The sequence below is a fragment of the Dolomitihabitans soli genome, assembly GCF_022213955.1.
Taxonomy (GTDB): domain Bacteria; phylum Actinomycetota; class Actinomycetes; order Streptosporangiales; family Streptosporangiaceae; genus Streptosporangium_A; species Streptosporangium_A soli.
This window is the reverse complement of the sequence record NZ_JAKNTW010000013.1, coordinates 220,600-239,632: the sequence shown is the minus strand read 5'-3', so window position 1 is coordinate 239,632 and position 19,033 is coordinate 220,600. Positions and strand designations below refer to the sequence as shown.

The 19,033-nt window shown below is 71.2% G+C and carries 16 protein-coding genes; 8 read left to right on the top strand and 8 right to left on the bottom strand.

All coding sequences use genetic code 11. The features are described from left to right. Nucleotides 1-31 precede the first annotated feature (31 nt). Nucleotides 32-634, top strand: coding sequence for a sugar O-acetyltransferase (locus tag MBA17_RS26370; protein ID WP_238499267.1), 603 nt, complete (start codon nt 32-34; stop codon nt 632-634). A 129-nt stretch (nt 635-763) separates the two neighbouring features. Here MBA17_RS26370 and MBA17_RS26365 read toward each other — a convergent pair whose 3' ends face one another. From MBA17_RS26365 to MBA17_RS26340, 6 genes are all read right to left on the bottom strand, one after another. After that, the gene (locus MBA17_RS26365) at nt 764-2,638 is read right to left on the bottom strand and encodes a helix-turn-helix domain-containing protein (RefSeq protein WP_238499266.1); all 1,875 of its coding nucleotides are present in this window, start codon (nt 2,636-2,638) and stop codon (nt 764-766) included. A 12-nt stretch (nt 2,639-2,650) separates the two neighbouring features. Continuing rightward, nucleotides 2,651-3,406 (bottom strand): 3-hydroxybutyrate dehydrogenase, encoded by a 756-nt coding sequence (locus MBA17_RS26360; RefSeq protein ID WP_238499398.1) that lies wholly within the window; start codon nt 3,404-3,406, stop codon nt 2,651-2,653. A 364-nt stretch (nt 3,407-3,770) separates the two neighbouring features. Then, a complete protein-coding gene (locus tag MBA17_RS26355) occupies nt 3,771-5,168 on the bottom strand; it encodes a class II fumarate hydratase (RefSeq protein WP_238499265.1) in 1,398 nt (465 codons plus the stop codon). A gap of 99 nt (nt 5,169-5,267) precedes the next feature. Further along, nucleotides 5,268-7,004 (bottom strand): serine/threonine-protein kinase, encoded by a 1,737-nt coding sequence (locus MBA17_RS26350; RefSeq protein WP_455432854.1) that lies wholly within the window; start codon nt 7,002-7,004, stop codon nt 5,268-5,270. Beyond that, complete coding sequence (locus tag MBA17_RS26345) at nt 6,974-8,059, bottom strand: serine/threonine-protein kinase (RefSeq protein WP_238499263.1); 1,086 nt, start codon at nt 8,057-8,059, stop codon at nt 6,974-6,976. Before MBA17_RS26345 ends, MBA17_RS26350 begins: the two co-directional genes overlap by 31 nt. A gap of 158 nt (nt 8,060-8,217) precedes the next feature. Continuing rightward, nucleotides 8,218-8,823: a superoxide dismutase gene (locus MBA17_RS26340; RefSeq protein ID WP_238499262.1), complete on the bottom strand. Its 606-nt coding sequence runs from the start codon at nt 8,821-8,823 to the stop codon at nt 8,218-8,220. Nucleotides 8,824-9,088: 265 nt separating this feature from the next. Here MBA17_RS26340 and MBA17_RS26335 point away from each other — a divergent pair, with 265 nt between their 5' ends. After that, the gene (locus MBA17_RS26335; protein ID WP_238499261.1) at nt 9,089-9,715 is read left to right on the top strand and encodes an NADPH-dependent F420 reductase; all 627 of its coding nucleotides are present in this window, start codon (nt 9,089-9,091) and stop codon (nt 9,713-9,715) included. 61 nt (nt 9,716-9,776) lie between these two features. Next, nucleotides 9,777-11,246, top strand: coding sequence for an AAA family ATPase (locus MBA17_RS26330; RefSeq protein WP_238499260.1), 1,470 nt, complete (start codon nt 9,777-9,779; stop codon nt 11,244-11,246). A gap of 170 nt (nt 11,247-11,416) precedes the next feature. Here MBA17_RS26330 and MBA17_RS26325 read toward each other — a convergent pair whose 3' ends face one another. Together MBA17_RS26325 and MBA17_RS26320 are read right to left on the bottom strand one after the other, a co-directional pair. Then, complete coding sequence (locus tag MBA17_RS26325; RefSeq protein ID WP_238499259.1) at nt 11,417-13,060, bottom strand: fumarate hydratase; 1,644 nt, start codon at nt 13,058-13,060, stop codon at nt 11,417-11,419. A 45-nt stretch (nt 13,061-13,105) separates the two neighbouring features. Further along, nucleotides 13,106-14,020 carry a DMT family transporter gene (locus tag MBA17_RS26320; RefSeq protein ID WP_238499258.1) on the bottom strand — a complete coding sequence of 305 codons (915 nt, stop codon included), beginning with the start codon at nt 14,018-14,020 and terminating at the stop codon, nt 13,106-13,108. 67 nt (nt 14,021-14,087) lie between these two features. On the opposite strand from MBA17_RS26320, the gene pdxR reads away from it, so the two are divergent. The 5 genes from pdxR (at nt 14,088) to MBA17_RS26295 (ending at nt 19,028) form a co-directional block, all read left to right on the top strand. After that, a complete protein-coding gene (pdxR, locus tag MBA17_RS26315; protein WP_238499257.1) occupies nt 14,088-15,476 on the top strand; it encodes a MocR-like pyridoxine biosynthesis transcription factor PdxR in 1,389 nt (462 codons plus the stop codon). 66 nt (nt 15,477-15,542) lie between these two features. Then, complete coding sequence (locus MBA17_RS26310) at nt 15,543-16,520, top strand: Gfo/Idh/MocA family protein (RefSeq protein ID WP_238499256.1); 978 nt, start codon at nt 15,543-15,545, stop codon at nt 16,518-16,520. Beyond that, complete coding sequence (locus tag MBA17_RS26305) at nt 16,517-17,383, top strand: TIM barrel protein (RefSeq protein ID WP_238499255.1); 867 nt, start codon at nt 16,517-16,519, stop codon at nt 17,381-17,383. Before MBA17_RS26310 ends, MBA17_RS26305 begins: the two co-directional genes overlap by 4 nt. Next, complete coding sequence (locus tag MBA17_RS26300; RefSeq protein ID WP_238499254.1) at nt 17,376-18,272, top strand: Cgl0159 family (beta/alpha)8-fold protein; 897 nt, start codon at nt 17,376-17,378, stop codon at nt 18,270-18,272. The genes MBA17_RS26305 and MBA17_RS26300 overlap by 8 nt, the downstream gene beginning before the upstream one ends. Nucleotides 18,273-18,374: 102 nt before the next feature. Then, on the top strand, nt 18,375-19,028 hold the full coding sequence (locus MBA17_RS26295) for a DUF1707 SHOCT-like domain-containing protein (protein ID WP_238499253.1): 654 nt from the start codon (nt 18,375-18,377) through the stop codon (nt 19,026-19,028). Nucleotides 19,029-19,033: the final 5 nt, after the last annotated feature.

Sequence of the window (19,033 nt, the reverse complement as noted above, 5' to 3'; positions counted from 1 at the left end):
TTTGTGGGTTGGATGAACGGAGTGCACTGCTGTGTCGCAAGGTCATGAGGAAGAAGTCCTGGCCCGGATCGGTAAGGGGCTTGTCTATACCGAGTCGGAAGCAGCCTTCCAGGCCCCTCGACGCCGTACCGAGCAGATCTTCGAGTACAACCACACACCACCGAGCGAGACGGAAAGGCGTCGATCGCTGCTCGTTGCGATCTTCGGAGGAGTCGGCGAACGCACGGTGCTGCTTCCGCCGTTTCACGCCGGGTTCGGAAGCAACGTCTACGTCGGTGATGACTTCTTCGGGAACGTGAACCTCACGTTGGTCGATGACGTGGACATCCGCATAGGCAATGGCGTCATGATCGCACCCAGCGTGACACTCACCACGACGGGACACCCGGTGCATCCCTCGCGGCGCGTGGACTTCGGGCGGTTCTCGGAACCAATCGTGATCGAGGACAAGGTCTGGATCGGCAGCAACGTGGTCGTCCTCCCGGGCGTCCGTATCGGATTCGGATCGGTCATCGGCGCCGGCAGCGTCGTCAGCCGCAGTATTCCCCCCATGACCGTCGCGGTCGGAGCTCCTTGCCGTGTGCTCCGCTCCATCACGGACGAAGACCTCGCAACACGTACCGCCAGTCAGTAGCCGGCAGCGTTCGTCGGTCAGCCGTCCTGTGGCGGCGAACCTTGAGCTTGTGTCATCGACGTTCGAGCGGCTCCGGGTGGAGCCGCATCCGATCCGCGAGCCGCGACCCGTCGTTGATCAGGTTCACTCTCACGTCGGCGGTTTGGTTCGGTCGGCGAGGCGGTTCAGGCGGAGGGCGAGCTGGATCTCCAGGGCGCGGTCGGGGGCCTGCCAGTCGGCCCCCAGGAGCTGGCCCACGCGATCGAGCCGCTGGGTGACCGTGTTGACGTGGATGTGCAGGGACTCCGCCGTACGGGACAGTGAGCCGCCCGAGCCGAAGTACGCGCGCAGGGTCTGCACCAGGGCGGTCCCGCGCCGGGTGTCGTAGTCGAGGACGGGGCCGAGGGTCGCGCCGAGGAAGCCGCCCACGTCGCGCCCGTCGCCGACGAGGAGGCCGACGAAGCCCAGCTCGGCCGCGCTCGCGCCGTCACCGGTCCGGCCGAGCGCGGCGAGGGCGTCGGCGCAGCGCTGCGCCTCGCGGTGGGCGGCGGCGACCCCGTCGGGTCCGCGCACCGGACCGCTAGCGCCCACCGTGGCGGTGCTGCCCAGCGAGGTGGTCAGTTCGGCCGCCACCTTGCGCGCCAGCGGGCCCGCCGCCTCGCCGGGGAGCAGCAGCACGGTCTCGTCGCCCCGGCCCGCCGCCAGCCCGTGCGCGAGGGTGGCCTGCGAGGAGGCCCAGAACGAGGCGCGGTCGCGGTGTCCGCCGTGCCTGGCCACGACGACGATGTGCGGGGCGTCCAGGTCGACGCCGACCCTGCGGGCCCGCTCGGCCAGCGCCTCGGGGTCGCCGATCGGCCGGGAGATCAGGTCGTCGAGCAGTTCGCCCCTGACCCGGCCCTCGGCCTCGGCCACGCTCCGCCGGAACAACAGCAGCAGCGCGGTGACCAGCGCCGCCCGTTCCAGGATGCGCTGGTCGGTGTCCGCGACCTGGTCCTCGGCGCGCAGCACCAGCGTGCAGAGCGGCTCGGCGCCGACGTCCACGGACGCGACGAGCAGATTGCCGCGCCTGACGGTACGGCCGAGCGCGCGGGAGGACTGGGCGGCGTCGAAGATGCCCGCGTCGAGCTTCCCGACGTCGCCGAGCAGCGGCCGGCCGGTGTCGTCGAGGACCGCCAGGGTGCCGCCGAGCACCTCGGTGACCACCGCCGCCACGTCCTCGACCCCGCCGCCGCGCAGCACCAGGCCCGTCATGCGGTCGTGGGCCAGCGCGGCGCGCTCCACGGCCGCGCTGTGCGCGCTGACGGTCCGGTTGGCCTCGCTCAGCTCGGCGAGCGCGGCCCGGGTCTCCTGGAGCAGCCGGGCGTTGTCGATGGCGACCGCGGCGTGCGCGGCCAGCGACGCCAGCAGCGCGACCTCCTCCTGCAGGAACGGCCGGGCGCTGCGGTCGGCCGCGAGCAGCACGCCGATCACCCGGGCGCCCAGCTTGAGCGGCACGCCGAGGATCGCGACCAGCCCTTCCTCCTCCACGGCCGCGTCGATGTCGGTCTTGTGGCGGAAGCGCTCGTCGGCGAAGTAGTCAGGTGTGGAGTAGGGCGTGGAGGACTGCGCCACCAGCCCGCCCAGCCCCGCGCCCATCGGCAGCCGCAACGCCCGGAACCTGGCCGAGATCGTGCCGTCGGTCACCCGCATGTAGGTGTCGCCGCGCTCCACGTCGTGCAGGGTCAGGTAGGCGGTGTCGGTGCCGAGGAGTTGCCGTGCCCGGTGCACGATCGCCGCCAGCACCGCGTCGAGGTCGCGCAGCGCCGCCAGGTCGCTCGCGGTGTCGAACAGCGCCGACAGCTCGGCTTCCCGGCGCGCCCTGCGCCGCAGCAGCGCGCGCACCTTGAGCGCGGCGACCTTGGCCTGCTCCAGCTCCTCCATCACCGCCGGGTCCGCGCCCGCCGCGCGCGCCTGCAGCACCGGGCCCTCGAACTCGACCGCGGAGGCGTCCCTGGCCAGAAGCTCAAGGTAGACGCGGGTGTCCATGGCGTCCATTCTTCAGCGTGCCGTCCAGCCCCCGTCCACCGGTAACGACACTCCGGTGACGAACGAGCCGTGCGGTCCGCAGACGAAAGCCACCAACTCGGCCACCTCCTCGGGTTCGACCAGCCGCTTGATCGCGGCCGGGGCCAGCATGATGTGCTCGATCACCTCGTCCGGCTCGACGCCGTGTGAGGCGGACTGCGCCGAGATCTGGGCCTCGACCAGTGGGGTGCGCACATAGGCGGGGTTGACACAGGTGGAGGTCACCCCGTGCGGAGCGCCTTCCAGCGCGATGACCTTGGACAACCCTTCCAGTGCATGCTTCGCAGTGACATAAGCGGATTTGTACGGCGAGGCTCGCAGTCCGTGCACCGAGGACATGTTGACCACCCGTCCCCATCCCCGCTCGTACATCCCCGGCAGTACGGCCCTCACCAGCAGGAACGGGGCCTCCACCATCACCTTCATGATCCGGCTGAACACCTCGGGCGGGAACGTCTCGATCGGCGCCACGTGCTGGAATCCCGCGTTGTTGACCACGATGTCGACGGACGCGAGGTCCGGTATCGCGTCGAGGAACCCGGGATCGGCCAGATCGGCGGCCACCGGGGTGCCGCCGATCTCCGTCGCCACCTTGGCCGCCGCCTCGCCGTACAGGTCGACCACGATCACGTGCGCCCCGGCGGCGGCGAGCCGGTACGCGCAGGCGCGCCCGATGCCGCTGCCGCCACCCGTCACCACGGCCGTGCGCCCGGCCAGCTCACGCGCCACCAGAGCGCCGCTCGTCACCGCGGCCGTACGCGCGGCGGGTTCGTGTGTGCTCGTCACAGCGGTCGTACGCGCGGCGGGTTCATGTGTGCTCGTCACCGCGGCTGTCCGCGCGGCCGGTTCGTGTGTGCTCGTCACCGCGGCCGTCCGCGCGGCCGGTCCGTGCCCTCCGAGCGGGCCGCCCGGCGGTGCGGACGGTCCGTGCGCGGGGGGTGCGTCGTTCGTCACCGCGGTCGTGTGCCCGGCCGGTTCGCGTGCCACGGAAGCGCCCCCCGACAGATCAGCCGTCATGTTCGCCGACACTAGGCACCCATGTCGGCCGCGCCCATGGGGGTGGCCGACATACTCTCGGCGGCTGTTGTGTGGATCAGTCCTCGCGCGGCGGCCGGGTCATCGACAACACGTCGAGAATGGCGTCGAGTTGCTCCTCGGTGAGGGTGCCCTTCGCCACATGGCCCCGGTCGACGACGACCTGCCTGATGGTCTGCCGCTCGGCCAGCGCCTGCTTGGCGATCTTCGCGGCCTCCTCGTAGCCGACGTGGGTGTTGAGCGGCGTGACGATCGAGGGCGAGGACTCCGCGTACTCCAGGCAACGCTCGACGTTGGCCGTGATGCCGTGCACGCACCGGTCGGCCAGCAGCCGGGAGGCGTTGGCCAGCAGCCGGATCGACTCCAGGATGTTCCTGGCGAGCACCGGCAGCATCACGTTGAGCTCGAAAGTGCCCGCGGCGCCCGCGAACGTGATCGCCGCGTCGTTGCCGATGACCTGCGCGCTGACCATGCAGACGGCCTCGGGGACCACCGGGTTCACCTTGCCGGGCATGATCGAGGAGCCCGGCTGCAGGTCGGGCAGGTTGATCTCGCCGAGTCCCGCACGCGGTCCCGAGCCCATCCAGCGCAGGTCGTTGCAGATCTTGTTGAGGCTCACCGCGGTCACTCTGAGCTGGCCGGACAGCTCGACGATCGAGTCCTGCGCACCCTGTGCCTCGAAGTGGTCGGGCGCCTCGGTGAACGGCAGCCCGGTGGTCTCGCGCAACCCCGCGATGACCCGCCGGGCGAACCCCGGCGGCGTGTTGATCCCGGTGCCGACCGCCGTGCCGCCGAGCGGCAGCTCGGTGACCCTGGTGAGCGCCGAGTTGACCCGCGTCACGGCGTTCTCGATCTGCGTGGCGTAACCGGCGAACTCCTGGCCGAGGGTCACCGGGGTGGCGTCCATCAGATGGGTGCGCCCCGACTTGACCACCCCCCTGAACTCGATCGACTTGGCGCGCAGCGACGTCGCCAGGTGTTCGAGGGACGGGATCAGGTGGAACACCGTCTCCGTCGAGGCGGCCACGTGGATGGACGTGGGGAAGACGTCGTTGGACGACTGCGAGGCGTTGACGTGGTCGTTCGGGTGGACGGGACGGCCCAGCCGGGCCTCGGCCAGCGAGGCGATCACCTCGTTGGCGTTCATGTTGGAGGAGGTGCCGGAACCGGTCTGGAAGACGTCGATGGGGAACTCGGCGTCCCACTCGTTCTCCGCCACATCGGTCGCGGCCTGCGCGATGGCCTCGGCCAGCTCCTTCGGGATCACGCCCAGCTCGCCGTTCACCTCGGCGGCGACCGCCTTGATCAGGCCCAGCGCCGCGATATGGGCGGGTTCAAGCCCTCCGCCCGAGATGGGGAAGTTCTCCACTGCCCGCTGGGTCTGGGCTCGCCACCTGGCCGCCGCGGGGACGTGTACCTCACCCATCGAGTCGTGCTCGATCCGAAACTCGCTCATGCCTCCCAGTCTGCCCCGCGCGCCCGGAGACGCGGCGCGTGGCTCAGCCCGCCAGGCCGCGCGTCCCCGAAGCAGGCAGGCCGTCGGCCCGCGCCCGGCTCACCCGCTGAAAGTGGAGGTGACCAGGATGATGATCACGGCGATGGCCAGTACGGCCAGGCACACCAGGGCGAAGATGCCCGCCCGGTTGCCGCGCTGGGCAGGTTCCGGCCGGGACGGCCCGGCGATCGCGAACAGGTCGGTGCCCAGTCCCTTCGAGGAGTTCCCCGGGGGCGCGGGCGGCACCGGTCCCGGCGGGCCGGAGCCGGGCACACCCGCCACGGGGATCCCGGGGTAGGACGAGGCGGGCGGTCCCGCGACCGCCGGGTTGGGCTGCGTGCCGTACGGCGTGGGCGGTCCCTGCTGCGGTCCGGTGCCCGGCTGCCAGCCGCCCATCGGCAGTCCTGAGGCGGGGTGGCGGGGTGCCTGCTGCCCGTACTGGTTGGGGGCGGCGGAGGACGGCGGAGGGCTGCCTGGCGGGCGCTGGCCGGGCTGCAGGGGCGGGCCGGACGGGCGCCGGGCGGGGGGCACGGGGGGACGGGGGGCGCCGGGGCCGGCAGGCGGGCCGGTGCGGTCCCGTGGTCCGGCGGAGCCGGGGACGCTGCTGCCCGGTGGGATGGCCGCGCCGGGGACGCCGCCCCGCGGGCCGGACGTCGGCTGCCCGTCAGGCGACGCCGTACCGGACGGGGTGATCGGCGGGCGTTTGGGGGCCGGGGTGGCCTTGGGGCGTCTGACGGCGATCGTCTTGTTCGGATCGAACTCCTGCCCGGCGGGCCGGGGAGCCGGACCCGGGCCGGGTCGCTGCGCAGGTCGCTGAGACTGACCCGGACCCAGAGCGGGCCGCTGGACCCGCCCGGGAGCCGGTCTGGGTTCCGGTTCGTCCTCGGGGATCTCCACCGGTTCGGAGGACGGTGTGTCCGCGACCGCGCGCAGCATGGCGGCGGCCTTCGACGGCGACAGCCGTACGGTGTGGTCCTTCTCCAGCAGCGCTTCGAGCACCGGGCGCAGCGGCCCGGCCTGGGTCGGCGCGTCGGCGCTCTCGGTCATCAGCGCGGCCAGGGTCTCGGCCACGCTGGAACGTTCGTAGGCGGGCCTGCCCTCGACCGCGAAGTACAGCGTGGCGCCCAGGGACCACAGGTCGGACTCGGGCCCGGTGTGGTCGCCGCGCGCGCGTTCGGGGGCGGTGTAGCCGGGGGAGCCGATCACCATGCCGGTCTTGGTGAGGTTGGCGTCGCCCACGGCCTTCGCGATGCCGAAGTCGGTCAGCACGACGCGGCCGGTCTCGGTGAGCAGCACGTTGCCCGGCTTGACGTCGCGGTGCAGGATGCCCTGCGAGTGCGCGGCCCGGAGCGCGCCCAGCAGGTCGGAGCCGATCTCGGCGACCAGCCGGGCCGGCAGCGGGCCCTCCTCGTCGATCACCTGCTCCAGGGACCGCGCGTCGACCAGCTCCATGATGATCCACGGCCTGCCGGAGTCCTCGATCGCGTCGTAGACGACGGCCACGGAGGGGTGGTTGATCCGGGCGGCCGTACGCCCCTCGCGGATCATGCGTGCCCTGAGCTCCGCGCGCTGCTCCTCGCCGAGCCCCGGCTCCTGGCGGATCTCCTTCACCGCGACCTCGCGGCCGAGGGAGCGGTCGTGGGCGCGCCAAACGGTGCCCATGGTGCCCCGGCCGATGGGGGTGATCAGCTCGTAGCGATCGGCGAGCAGGCGCGTGTGCGGTTCCGGCATGTGTAGACGATAGCCATTCTGGGTTAAGAAGCGCTTTAGCCTCGCTTGCGGAGCTCTCTGGGCCACAACCGACGAGGTAGTACCAGTCGGATAAATGTTGACATACGAAGGATGAGCGGGCGAGGGGCCGGGCGAATGTCGACCGGTTTGCGGTGCACCCCCTCGCTCGGCCGGCGATGCCCGCGAGGCGCGGGGATCGGCGGCGGCGGCATCGTGGCCTGGATCGGCCGGGCCACCACCGTCTGCTGCTGCCTGGCCTCGGCGCGGTGCAGCCCGCGATGGGCGGGCCGCCGCGCGAAGCTCGGCACCGGGATCTGCGTGGAGTTGCGCACCGACTTGCGCGCCGCCTGGGCCAGCGGCTCCTCCGCCGAACCGCCTGCGGCCACCCTGGCGAGCATCAGCGAGGCCCTGGCGGCGTCGAGCCGGGCATCGGGGGCGATCCGCAGCAGACCGGACAGCACCGGGGCCAGCGGGCCCGCCCGTTCCATCGGGATCGGCTCACCGCTGGTCAGCGCCGCGAGCGCGGCGGCAGCCGTACGGCGGCCGTGCAGGCCCTTGCCCTCGACGGCGGTGTAGAGGGTCGCGCCGAGCGACCACAGGTCGCCGGAAGGGCTCGCCTTGGCGCCCAGCACCCGCTCGGGGGCGATGTATCCGGCCGACCCGAGCACGATGCCCGCCTGGGTGATCGACGCGTCCCCTTCGAGCGCGGCCAGCCCGAAGTCGGTCAGCACCGCCCGGTCGTGGGTCACCAGCACGTTGCTCGGCTTGACGTCGCGGTGCAGGATGCCCTTCGCGTGTACGGCCCGCAGCGCGCCGAGGACCTGCCTGCCGATCTCGGCGACCTTGCGAGGCGGCAGCGGCCCCTCCTCGCGAATGAGCTGCTCCAGCGATCTCGCCTGGAGCAGCTCCATCACGATCCACGGCCGGTCGTCCTCGGTGACCACGTCGAAGACGGTGATCACCGAGGGATGGGCGACCATCGCGGTCGCCCGGCCCTCTCGTTCGGTGCGCGCGCACAACTCCTCTCGCAGATCCTCGTCGAGGACCAGCGGGAGACGCACCTCCTTGACAGCCACCTGACGGTCGAGAAGCTCGTCGCGTGCGCGCCAAACGGTGCCCATGCCGCCACGTCCAACAGGCTCCGATAGCCGGTAGCGCGCGGCAAGAAGGTATCCCGAGGGCGCACGCATGAGTGGCAGCTTACCGATTTGCGTAATGCGACCTGTAGAGACAGGGCCGGTTTTTTGTTGAGATCTTGAGTCAGGTCAAATTACTGATCTTAGTGAACCTTGCTCGCCTCGGCGAACCGGCGGGACACGTCGTCCCAGTTGACCAGACCCCACAGTTTATCCACGTAGTCAGGGCGGACGTTGCGATACTGCAGGTAGTAGGCGTGCTCCCAGGCGTCGAAGACCAGCACCGGGGTGGTGTTCAGGCCCACGTTGCCGTGGTGGTCGTAGATCTGCTCGACGATCAGCCGCCGGCTGAGCGGCTCCCAGGCCAGCACTCCCCAGCCGGAGCCCTGCACCGTGCTCGTCGCCGTGGAGAGTTGCTTCTGCAGAGCCTCGAACGACCCGAAATGCTCGTCGATCGCCGCCCGCAACTCCCCGTCGGGCCGGTCGCCGCCGTCGGGCGACAGGTTCTCCCAGAAGATCGAGTGCAGCACGTGGCCGGACAGGTGGAAGGCGAAGGTCTTCTCCAGCCCGACGAGCCCGCCGTACTCACTCTTGTCGCGGGCCTCCGCCAGGCGCTCCAGAGTGTCGTTCGCCCCCTTGACGTAGGCGGCGTGGTGTTTGGCGTGGTGCAGTTCGAGGATCTCACCGGTGATCGCGGGCTCCAGTGCCGCGTAGTCGTAGGGCATGTCGGGAAGGGTGTAGTTCCCCATGGTCAGCCTCCTGTTGATCTCTACCGGCTCGACGCTATTGCAACCATGTCGCAATTACATCGGCCGATGGACCTAGGTCTCACACACTATTGCGAGTGAATTGCAACTGCGTCATGATGGCAGAGTTCGGCATGGTCCGCAGGGGGTCTCGTGCTCCCCCGTTGTCCGCCGTGACGGCGTCGCCGGCGCGGTGCGGGGCGTACGAGACCGCCGGCCACCGCTTCGTGACCTATCGCGAAGCGATCCGGCGGGGTATGACAGCGGCATGGACATCGGACTCGTAGGCAGCGGGCACATCGGGGCGACCCTCGCGCGGCTGGCCCTGAACACCGGTCACACGGTGATCCTCAGCAACTCGCGCGGGCTGGACACCCTGGCGAACCTCGTGGCCGGGCTGGGGCCCGGGGCTCGCGCCGGGACCTCGGCTCAAGCCGCCGGGGAGGGCGACCTCGTCGTGGTGACGATCCCCTTCGGCAGGTATCCGGAGGTGCCGGTCGAGCCCACGGCGGGGAAGATCGTCATCGACACCAACAACTACTACCCGTCGCGCGACGGCCACTTCTCGGAGATCGACGACGGCGGCACGACCAGCAGCGAACTGCTCGCCGCCCACCTGCCGGACGCCCAGGTCGTCAAGGCGTTCAACGCGATCTACTACGCCAACCTCGCCGACGAGGGCCTGCCGGCGGGCCACCCCGAACGGCGTGCCCTGCCCATCGCGGGCGACGACGCGACGGCCAGGAAAACGGTCGCCGACCTGATCGACTCGTTCGGCTTCGACGTCGTCGACGTGGGCCCGCTCCACGAGGGCCGGCGCTTCCAGCCGGACACCCCCGCCTACAACCGCCGCCTCACCGCCGCCCACCTCCGCCAGGCCCTGGAAGAGGTCTGAGGGGCCAACAATGGTTGTTCCGATTATGATAGCTGTAACTATCATAATCGGAGGCGGTCAGATGACGAGCAAGCCGGAGCGCCTCTTCGGGCGTGATGTCGAGTGGGAGGAGCTCGCCGAATTCGCCGGGTCCGAGGTCTCAGGCGCGACCCTCGGACTGGTCTATGGGCGTCGCAGACAGGGCAAGACGCTGATGCTGGAACTGTTGGCCAGGGAGACCGGGGGGTTTCTGTTCGCGGCCACCCAGCAGACCGAGGCACAGAACCTGGCGGACCTCGGCGCCGCCTACGCCGCGTTTCTGGGGTTACGCCGGCCTGTCCTCTTCGCGACCTGGCGAGACGCCCTGGAGGAGTTGCTGCGCCTCGGCGGTGAACGAGCGGTGCCGGTCATCATCGACGAGTTCCCCTATCTGGTCGCGACCACGCCGGCGTTGCCCTCGTACCTCCAGCAGACGCTGAGCCCGCTCGGATACGCGAAGGAACACACCCGGACCAGGTTGATCCTTTGCGGCAGCGCCCTCAGCACGATGGCCCAGTTGCTCGGCGGCGGTGCGCCGCTGCGTGGCCGGGCCTCGATGGAACTCGTCGTCAGGCCGTTCAGGTTCCGGGAGGCGGCCGCCTTCTGGAAGGTGGACCATGATCCCGAACTCGCCTTCAGGCTGCACGCCCTGGTCGGCGGAACGCCTGCCTACCTGGAGATGTGCGGCGGAACGGGGCCCGCTGACGTCGGCGCGTTCGACCGCTGGGTGGCGCGCAGGCTGCTCAATCCCGCATCGGCCATGTTCCGCGAGGGCGGGCTGTTGCTGCGGGAGGAGCCGTCCATCACCGACCCGACCTCGTACGCGGCCACGTTGGCGGCGCTCAGCACGGGCAAGCGCAGGAGGTCGGAGATCGCGGCGGCGCTCGGCAGGCCCAGCGGGGCGATGGCCCACCTGCTGGCCGGGCTCCAGGACATCGGCCTGATCGAACAGGTCGACGACGCCCTGCGTGAGAAGCGCAGCGTGTTCCACATCGCCGAACCCGTCGTCCGCCTGCACCAACTGGTCACCCAGCGGCACGAACCGGAACTGGTCGCAGGGCGGGCCGGTCGTGTCTGGGAGGCCAACGCGGACACGGTCGCCGGGAAGATCTACGGCCCGCACTTCGAGGATCTCGCGCGCCAGTGGTGCTTCGACCACGCCGACGCCGAGACGCTCGGCGGGACGGCCAGCACCGTTCGTCCCACCGAGATCCCGTGCCGTGACCACCGGGGCGGCCACGAACTCGACATCGTCGTGACCGAGAGGGCCTCCTTCGCGACCGACCGGATCACCGCGATCGGTGAGGCCAAGGCCACACTGGCCCCCATGGGCACGGCGCAGCTTCAGCGCCTGGAGCACCTGCGCGGCCTGCTGCCCAGTGCCAAGGTCGGCGAGTCGCCCAGACTGCTGCTCTTCAGCCGCTCCGGGTTCACCCGTGACCTGGCCCTCCTGGCACTCAAACGCTCCGACGTCGAGCTCGTCGATCTGGCCCGCATGTACACCGGCAGCTGACGCGGGCCACCACCCCCAACCCGTCGTGCCGTGACAAGGGCCTGGGCGGCCGGGTAGTGGTTCGCGCGGAGGCTCGCCGTACGGGCGGTGGCGGTCCGCGATGGTGGGGCCGGTCTTGCCGGCGTTCACCATGTGGACCGCTGTGTCGCCTGGGCGTCGGGGTGGCCGGGTCAGGTGCGGCGGCGGATGGAGAGGACTGGGCCCGTGTCGTCGGTGAAGAAGTCGTCGCCCTTGTCGTCGACGACGATGAAGGCGGGGAAGTCCTCGACCTCGATCTTCCAGATGGCCTCCATGCCGAGCTCCTCGTACTCCAGGACCTCGACCTTCTTGATGCAGTCCTGGGCGAGGCGGGCGGCGGGGCCGCCGATGGAGCCGAGGTAGAAGCCGCCGTGGGTCGCGCAGGCGTCGGTGACCTGCTTGGAGCGGTTGCCCTTGGCGAGCATGACGAGGGAGCCGCCGGCGGCCTGGAACCGTTCGACGTAGGAGTCCATCCGGCCGGCGGTGGTGGGGCCGAAGGAGCCGGAGGCGTAGCCGGTGGGGGTCTTGGCGGGACCGGCGTAGTAGACGGCGTGGTCCTTGAGGTAGGCGGGCATCTCCTCGCCGGCGTCGAGCAGTTCGGCGATCTTGGCGTGCGCGATGTCGCGGGCGACGACCAGGGGACCGGTGAGCGAGAGCCGCGTCTTGACCGGATATTTCGTAAGCTCGGCCAAAATTTCGGGCATCGGGCGGTTGAGGTTGATCTGGACGACGTCGTCCGACAGGTGTTCGTCGGTGGTCTCGGGGAGGAAACGGGCCGGGTCGGTCTCCAGCTGCTCCAGGAAGACGCCCTCCGGTGTGATCTTCGCGAGCGCCTGCCGGTCGGCGCTGCACGACACGGCGATGGCGACCGGGCACGACGCGCCGTGCCTGGGCAGCCGGATCACCCGCACGTCGTGGCAGAAGTACTTGCCGCCGAACTGCGCGCCGATGCCGAGCTTCTGGGTCAGCTCGAAGACCTTCTTCTCCAGCTCCAGGTCGCGGAACCCGTGCCCGGCGGGGGAGCCCTCGGTGGGGATGGTGTCCAGGTAACGGGCCGAGGCGTACTTGGCCGTCTTCAACGCGAACTCGGCGCTGGTCCCGCCGACCACGACCGCCAGATGGTACGGCGGGCAGGCGGCGGTGCCCAGTGACCGGATCTTCTCCTCCAGGAAGGCCAGCATGCGCTTCTCGTTGAGGACCGCCTTGGTCTCCTGGTAGAGGAAGGACTTGTTGGCGCTGCCGCCGCCCTTGGCCATGAACAGCAGCTTGTAGGTGTCGTCGCCCTCGGCGTACAGCTCGATCTGGGCGGGCAGGTTGTTGCCGGTGTTGGTCTCGTCCCACATGGTCAACGGGGCCATCTGGGAGTAGCGGAGGTTGAGCAGGGTGTACGCGTCGTAGACGCCGCGCGAGATGTGCTCGGCGTCCCTGCCGTCGGTGAGGACGTGCCGCCCGCGCTTGCCCATCACGATCGCGGTGCCGGTGTCCTGGCACATGGGGAGCACTCCGCCGGCCGAGATCGACGCGTTCTTCAGCAGGTCGAGCGCGACGAAGCGGTCGTTTCCGCTGGCCTCGGGGTCATCGATGATCTTGCGGAGCTGGGCGAGATGGGATGACCGGAGATAATGGGAAATGTCGTGCACGGCGGTCTCGGTGAGCAGTCGCAGCGCCTCGGGGTCGACCTCAAGGAACGTGCGCCCCGCCGCCTCGACCGTCCGCACCCCCTCCGTGGTGATCAGCCGGTACTCGGTCTCATCGGCACCCAGTGGCAGCAGGTCGGTGTAGTCGAACTCGGGCATCGTTCCTCGGTCCTCCTCGATTTTCCTAGAGCGTACGGCACCCCCTCAGCGCCCCGCCGTGGACGTCGCGGGGACCGGCACGGCGGGGACCGGGGCTCGCCGGCGCCTGCCGTACAGGCCGATGACGATGCCCGCGATGACCAGGCCGGCGCCGAGCAGGTCGGCGGACGAGGGGGTGGCCACGCCCAGCACGACGCCCGCGATGATCGCGCCGACCGGGATGAGCCCGGCGAACAGCCCGGCGACGGCGGGGCCCAGGCGGGGGAGCGCGCTGTACCAGAGGAAGAACGCGACGGTGGTGACCACGACGGACAGGTAGGCCAGACCGAGCGCCTCGGCCGCCGTGGGCACCCGGAACATGCCCGCGCCCTCCGCCACCACGCCCGTCACCAGCAGGAACGGTACGGCGATCGCGGTGGAGTAGACCGAGACGCGGATGGCGCCGAGCTTGGGCAGCAGCGGGATGGCCAGCAGCGAGAAGGCCACCTCGCAGGCCAGCGCCCCGAGCGACCACAGCAGGGCGGGCAGGTTGCCGCTGCCGAGACCGGTCGCGAGCGTCGCCCCCGCCACGACCACGGCCGCCCCCGTCACCACGTGCGCGGCGGGGCGGCGGCCGCCCAGCAGGGCCAGCGCCAGCGGGACCGTGCCGAGGACCGTGCCGACCAGCGCCGGGCCCGCGTGCCTGGTCGCCTCGATCACGCAGACGTTGAAGACGACGAGGCCCAGCAGTGAGAGCGCGGTGACCAGCAGCGTCTCGCGTGGCGTGAGCCGTACGAAGCCGAGGCGGAGCAGCCGGGCGGCGGCCAGCAGGATGACCGTCCCGACCGCGTAACGGATCGCCTGCCCGCCGTAGACCGGGTAATCCTGGATCAGGCCGGAGACGCCCGCGAGGGTGCCGACCAGGAACATGGCCGTGGCCGCTTTGGCCACATTGCCGGTCTGATTGTGCTCTGTGCTCATACGCGAGATGCTAGGAAGTAAATGGCACACTCGATGAGTCCAATCAGACAGCCGAATCGAGGACCAATTGGGTGACCTTCACGTATCGCTCGACCGCGCGGCGGGCGGGATGGCCGCCCAGATCTCCGGGCAGCTGCGGACGGCCATCCGGCAGGGACGGCTGGCGTCGGAGGTGCGGCTCCCCGCGAGCCGCGAACTGGCCAGGGACCTGGGGGTCTCCCGCGGGGTGGTCGTCGAGGCGTACGAACAGCTGGTCGCGGAGGGCTTCCTGCTCTCCAGGGTCGGCGCGGGGACCATGGTCGCGCCCGCCGCCGCCATTCGCTCGCCGGTGACCGAGGCCGCGCCGGGCGACTCCTTCCACGGGCACCGGGCCACCTCGCCCGACCTCGGCGCCTTCCCCAGGGAACGCTGGCTCTCCGCCCTGCGCCACGTCCTCGCCACGATGCCGAGCGACGCCCTCGACTACGGCGATCCCGGCGGGGTCGCCGAGCTTCGGCAGGAACTCGCCGCCTACCTTCGCCGGGTGCGCGCGGCCGACGTGACGCCCGGCAACGTGGTGGTCGTCGGCGGCGTCGCCCAGGGACTCAGCCTGACTCTGCGGGCGCTCGGGTCGCCCCTGCTGGCGGTGGAGGATCCGACCAGCATGCGGCAGTTGCCGTTGCTGAGGGCGGCAGGGGTCGAGCTGGTGTCGGTGCCGGTGGACGGCGAGGGCGTCGACGTGGCCGCGCTCGCGAGGAGCGGCGCGCGGGCCGTGCTGCTGACGCCCGCGCACCAGTTCCCCACCGGCGTGGTGCTGTCGCCGGGGCGGCGGGCGGAGCTGACGGCGTGGGCGGCCGAGACAGGTTCGATCGTGCTGGAGGACGACTACGACGCCGAGTTCCGCTTCGACCGCGACCCCGTCGGCTGCCTCCAGGGGCTGGCCCCCGACCGGGTGGTGCTGTCGGGCTCGGTCAGCAAGCCGCTCGCGCCGGGACTCCGGCTGGGCTGGGTGGTGGCCCCACCGAAGATCGCCGAGCTGGTACGGCTGGCACGGGCCGAGCTGGACCTCGGCTCCCCGGTCATCGAGCAGTACGCGCTGGCCCACGTGATCAGGACCGGCGGCTACGACAGGCACCTGCGCCGGATGCGCAGGGAGTACCGGCGGCGCAGGGACGCGTTCGTCGGCGCGTTGGCCGGGCACCTGCCCGAGGTCACAGTGCTCGGCGTGTCCGCCGGGTTGCACGTCTACCTGGAGCTGCCCGACGGGTGGGACGAGCGGACGGCCGTCGAGGCGGCGAGGACGGCCGGGATCGCGGCCGAGCCGGTGGCGCCGATGCGCGTCGCACCCGGGCCGCCCGCCATGGTCGTCGGTTTCTCCCGTCTTCCCGGGCACCGCGCCGAGTCCGTCGTCGGGGCGCTGGCGGCTGCGCTGGCGGGTGGGGCGTCCAGGACGCTTCGTCCTTATGTCAGGACATAATCTTGACGGCGCTCCGGTGGTCGCCTAGAACTGGAAGTCCGGCACAAAACCACCTCCGGAGGCATCATGCGTGTGGGCCTGCTGGGTCTCGGCAGGATCGGGGCGTTCCACGCCGCGACCCTGGCCGGAAACCCGAGGGTGGACGAACTCATCGTGGCCGACGCCGACCCCGAACGTGAGCGGGAGGCGGTGCGCAGGCACGGAGCCCGGACGGGCGAGCCCTTCGAAGCCGACGCGGTGGTGATCGCCACCCCGACCGCCACCCACGCCGAGCTGCTGACCAGGGCGTGCGCGGCGGGTGTCCCGGCGTTCTGCGAGAAACCGGTCGCCGGCGGCGTCGAGGAGACCGTGCGGGTGCTGGAGGCCGCCAAGCAGAGCGGCGTCCTGGTGCACGTCGGCTTCCAGCGCCGCTTCGACGCGGGCTACGCGGCGGCCAGGGCGGCGCTGCGGGCCGGCGAACTGGGCGAACTGCACCGCGTGCACCTGATCAGCGCCGACCCCGCGCCCCCGCACCCCGGCTACATCCCGGCCTCGGGCGGCATCTTCCGCGACTGCCACATCCACGACTTCGACATCCTGCGCTGGGTCACCGGACGCGAGGTGGAGACCGTCTACGCCACCGGCGCCAACCGCGGGGCCGCGTTCTTCGCCGAGGCCGGCGACGTCGACACCAGCGCCGCGCTGCTCACCCTCACCGACGGCACGCTGGTCACCCTGCAGGGCTCCCGCTACAACGGCGCGGGCCACGACGTCAGGATGGAGCTCGCCGGCACCCTGCAGACCCGCGCGGTCGGCCTCGACGAGCGGGTCCCGCTGACCAGTTCGGAAGGGCTGCAGCCGCCCGGGGAGCCATGGCCCGACTTCGTCACCCGGTTCCGCCCCGCCTACGTCGCCGAGCTGGACGCGTTTCTGCTGGCGGCCCAAGGGGACGCTGAGAGTCCGTGCACGATCGAGGACGCGCTCGCCGCCCTTCTCATCGCGGAGGCCGCCGAGCTGTCCCGCCGTGAGGGGCGCCGGGTCCGCGTCGCGGAGGTGTTCAGATGAAGATCGCGGGAGCTCCCATCTCGTGGGGGGTCTGCGAGGTACCGGGCTGGGGCTACCAGCTCGACCGAGTCCGGGTGCTGTCGGAGATGGCCGAGCTGGGCCTGACGGCGACGGAGCTGGGCCCGCCCGGCTTCCTCCCGCCGTCGCCGGTCCGCCGCGCGGCACTGCTGCGGGAGCACGGCCTGACCGGCATCGGCGGATTCGCCCCCGTGGTGCTGCACGACCCCGGGCACGACCCCCTGCCCATCCTGCGAGCCACGATGCGCGGGTTCAGGGACGGCGGAGTGGAGGTCGTGGTCCTCGCGGCGGCCACCGGCGTGGCGGGCTACGACGTGCGCCCCGACCTCGACGCCGACGGCTGGAAGACCCTGCTGGCCAACCTGTCGAAGATCAAACGCGAGGCGAAGCAGTACGGCCGGCTCGTCACCCTGCACCCCCACGTCGGCACCATGGTGGAGACACCGGAAGAGGTCGATCGCGTCCTCGACGGCTCGTCCGTGCCGCTCTGCCTGGACACCGGTCACCTGCTGGTGGGCGGGTCCGACCCGGCCGCGCTGGCCGCCAAGGCGGCGGACCGGATCGCGCACGTCCACCTGAAGGACGTCGACACCGACCTGGCCGGACAGGTCCACGCCGGCAACCTCACCTACACCGAGGCGGTCAAGGCCGGGCTCTACCGCCCGCTCGGCCAGGGCGACGTGGACGTCGCCGCGATCGTCTCCGCCCTGTCGGCGGCCGGCTACGACGGGTGGTACGTCATGGAGCAGGATGTGGTCCTCTCGGCGGAGCCGCCGCCCGGCGAGGGGCCGGCCGAGGCCGTCCGGGCCGGTCTGGCGCACCTGGCGGGGCTCGCGAATGCGTGATGAGGACCACCGCCGGCTGCTGGAGATCCGGGCCCGCTTCCCCGAACGGATCGCCGACGCGGCAGCCGTACGGCGTCGCCGGTCGTTGTCCGGCGAAGGCCAGTTACTGATCATCGCGGCCGACCACCCCGCGCGCGGCTCGCTCGGCGTCGGCGGGCGCCCACTGGCCATGGGCAGCCGGGTCGAGCTGCTCGACCGCCTGTGTACGGCACTGGCCAGGCCGGGCGTCGACGGGCTGCTCGCCACGCCCGACGTCGTGGAGGACCTGCTGCTGCTCGGCGTGCTGGAGGACAAGATCGTCATCGGGTCGATGAACCGGGGTGGGGTGCACGGCTCGGCGTTCGAGTTCGACGACAGGTTCACCGCCTACGACACCGACGCGATCGTGCGGATGCGGCTCGACGGCGGCAAGATGCTGTGCCGGATCGGCCTCGGCGACCCGGCTACGGCCCGCACGCTGACGGCGTGCGCCTCGGCCGTCACCGAGTTGGCCGGGTACGGGCTGGTCGCGATGGTCGAGCCGTTCTGGTCGCGCGCGGAGGGCGGCGTGGTCCGGCACGACCTCTCGCCCGACGGGGTCATCCACGCCGTCAGCGTCGGCCAGGCGCTCGGCGCGACCTCGGCCTACACCTGGCTGAAGATCCCGGTGGTCGACGACATGGAACGGGTCATGCGCGCCACCACGCTGCCGACGCTGCTCCTCGGCGGCGACCCCGGCGACACCCCCGACCAGGCGTACACCTCCTGGCGCAAGGCGCTGCTGCTCCCCGGAGTCCGTGGCCTGGTCGTGGGCCGCGCCCTGCTCTACCCGGCAGACGACGACGTGGCCGCGGCCGTCGACACCGCCGTCTCCATGCTGAACGTCACGGGTGGCGCCGCCCGCCCGTGAGCCCGGGTCTCCAGTAGGAGACCCTCCCGAACCGGGATCGACCCGCACACAGCGGACCGTGATCACGACTGACCGTTACCCAACCCGTTTATTGTCAAAGGTGTGAATGAACGCCAGGGAGCGTGGCTCCCACGCCTGTCGGAGGTCGGCGAACGGCTGGCCGAGGAATGGCACGCCGCACGAAAAGCCAGGAGTGGCACGCCCGCCGGGCCGGGGCCGCGTGACATGCGTGCCTCCGACGCCGATCGGGAACGCATCGCCGAGGTCCTGCGCGAGGCCGTGGCCGACGGACGGCTCGGCATGGAGGAGTTCGAAGACCGGCTCACGGTCGTCTACCAGGCACGCACGCTGGGCGACCTGGCGAACATCACCGCCGACCTGCTGCCGCCCGACCAGCAGCCGCTGCGGCTCGACGGCGGCCAGGTGTCGGCGATCTTCAAGAAGGAGCACCGCGACGGCCGCTGGGTGGTCCCCTCGGAGCTCCCGGTGACCGCGATGTTCGGCACCACGACGCTCGACCTGCGCGACGCGATCATGCAGAGCCGCCACGTGGTGATCAACGCCACGCTGGTCTTCGGCGGCCTGGAGATCCACGTGCCGGAGGGCGTCGAGGTGATCCGCGTCTCCAAGGAGAAGACGGTCCGCCTCACCCGCCGGCCCACCGAGCCGGGCTCGCCCCTCATCGAAGTCAGGACCAGCAACTTCCTGGGCGAGGTGAAGGTCAAGGAACCCCCCAAGCGGCGCCGCAAGTGGTGAGCCGG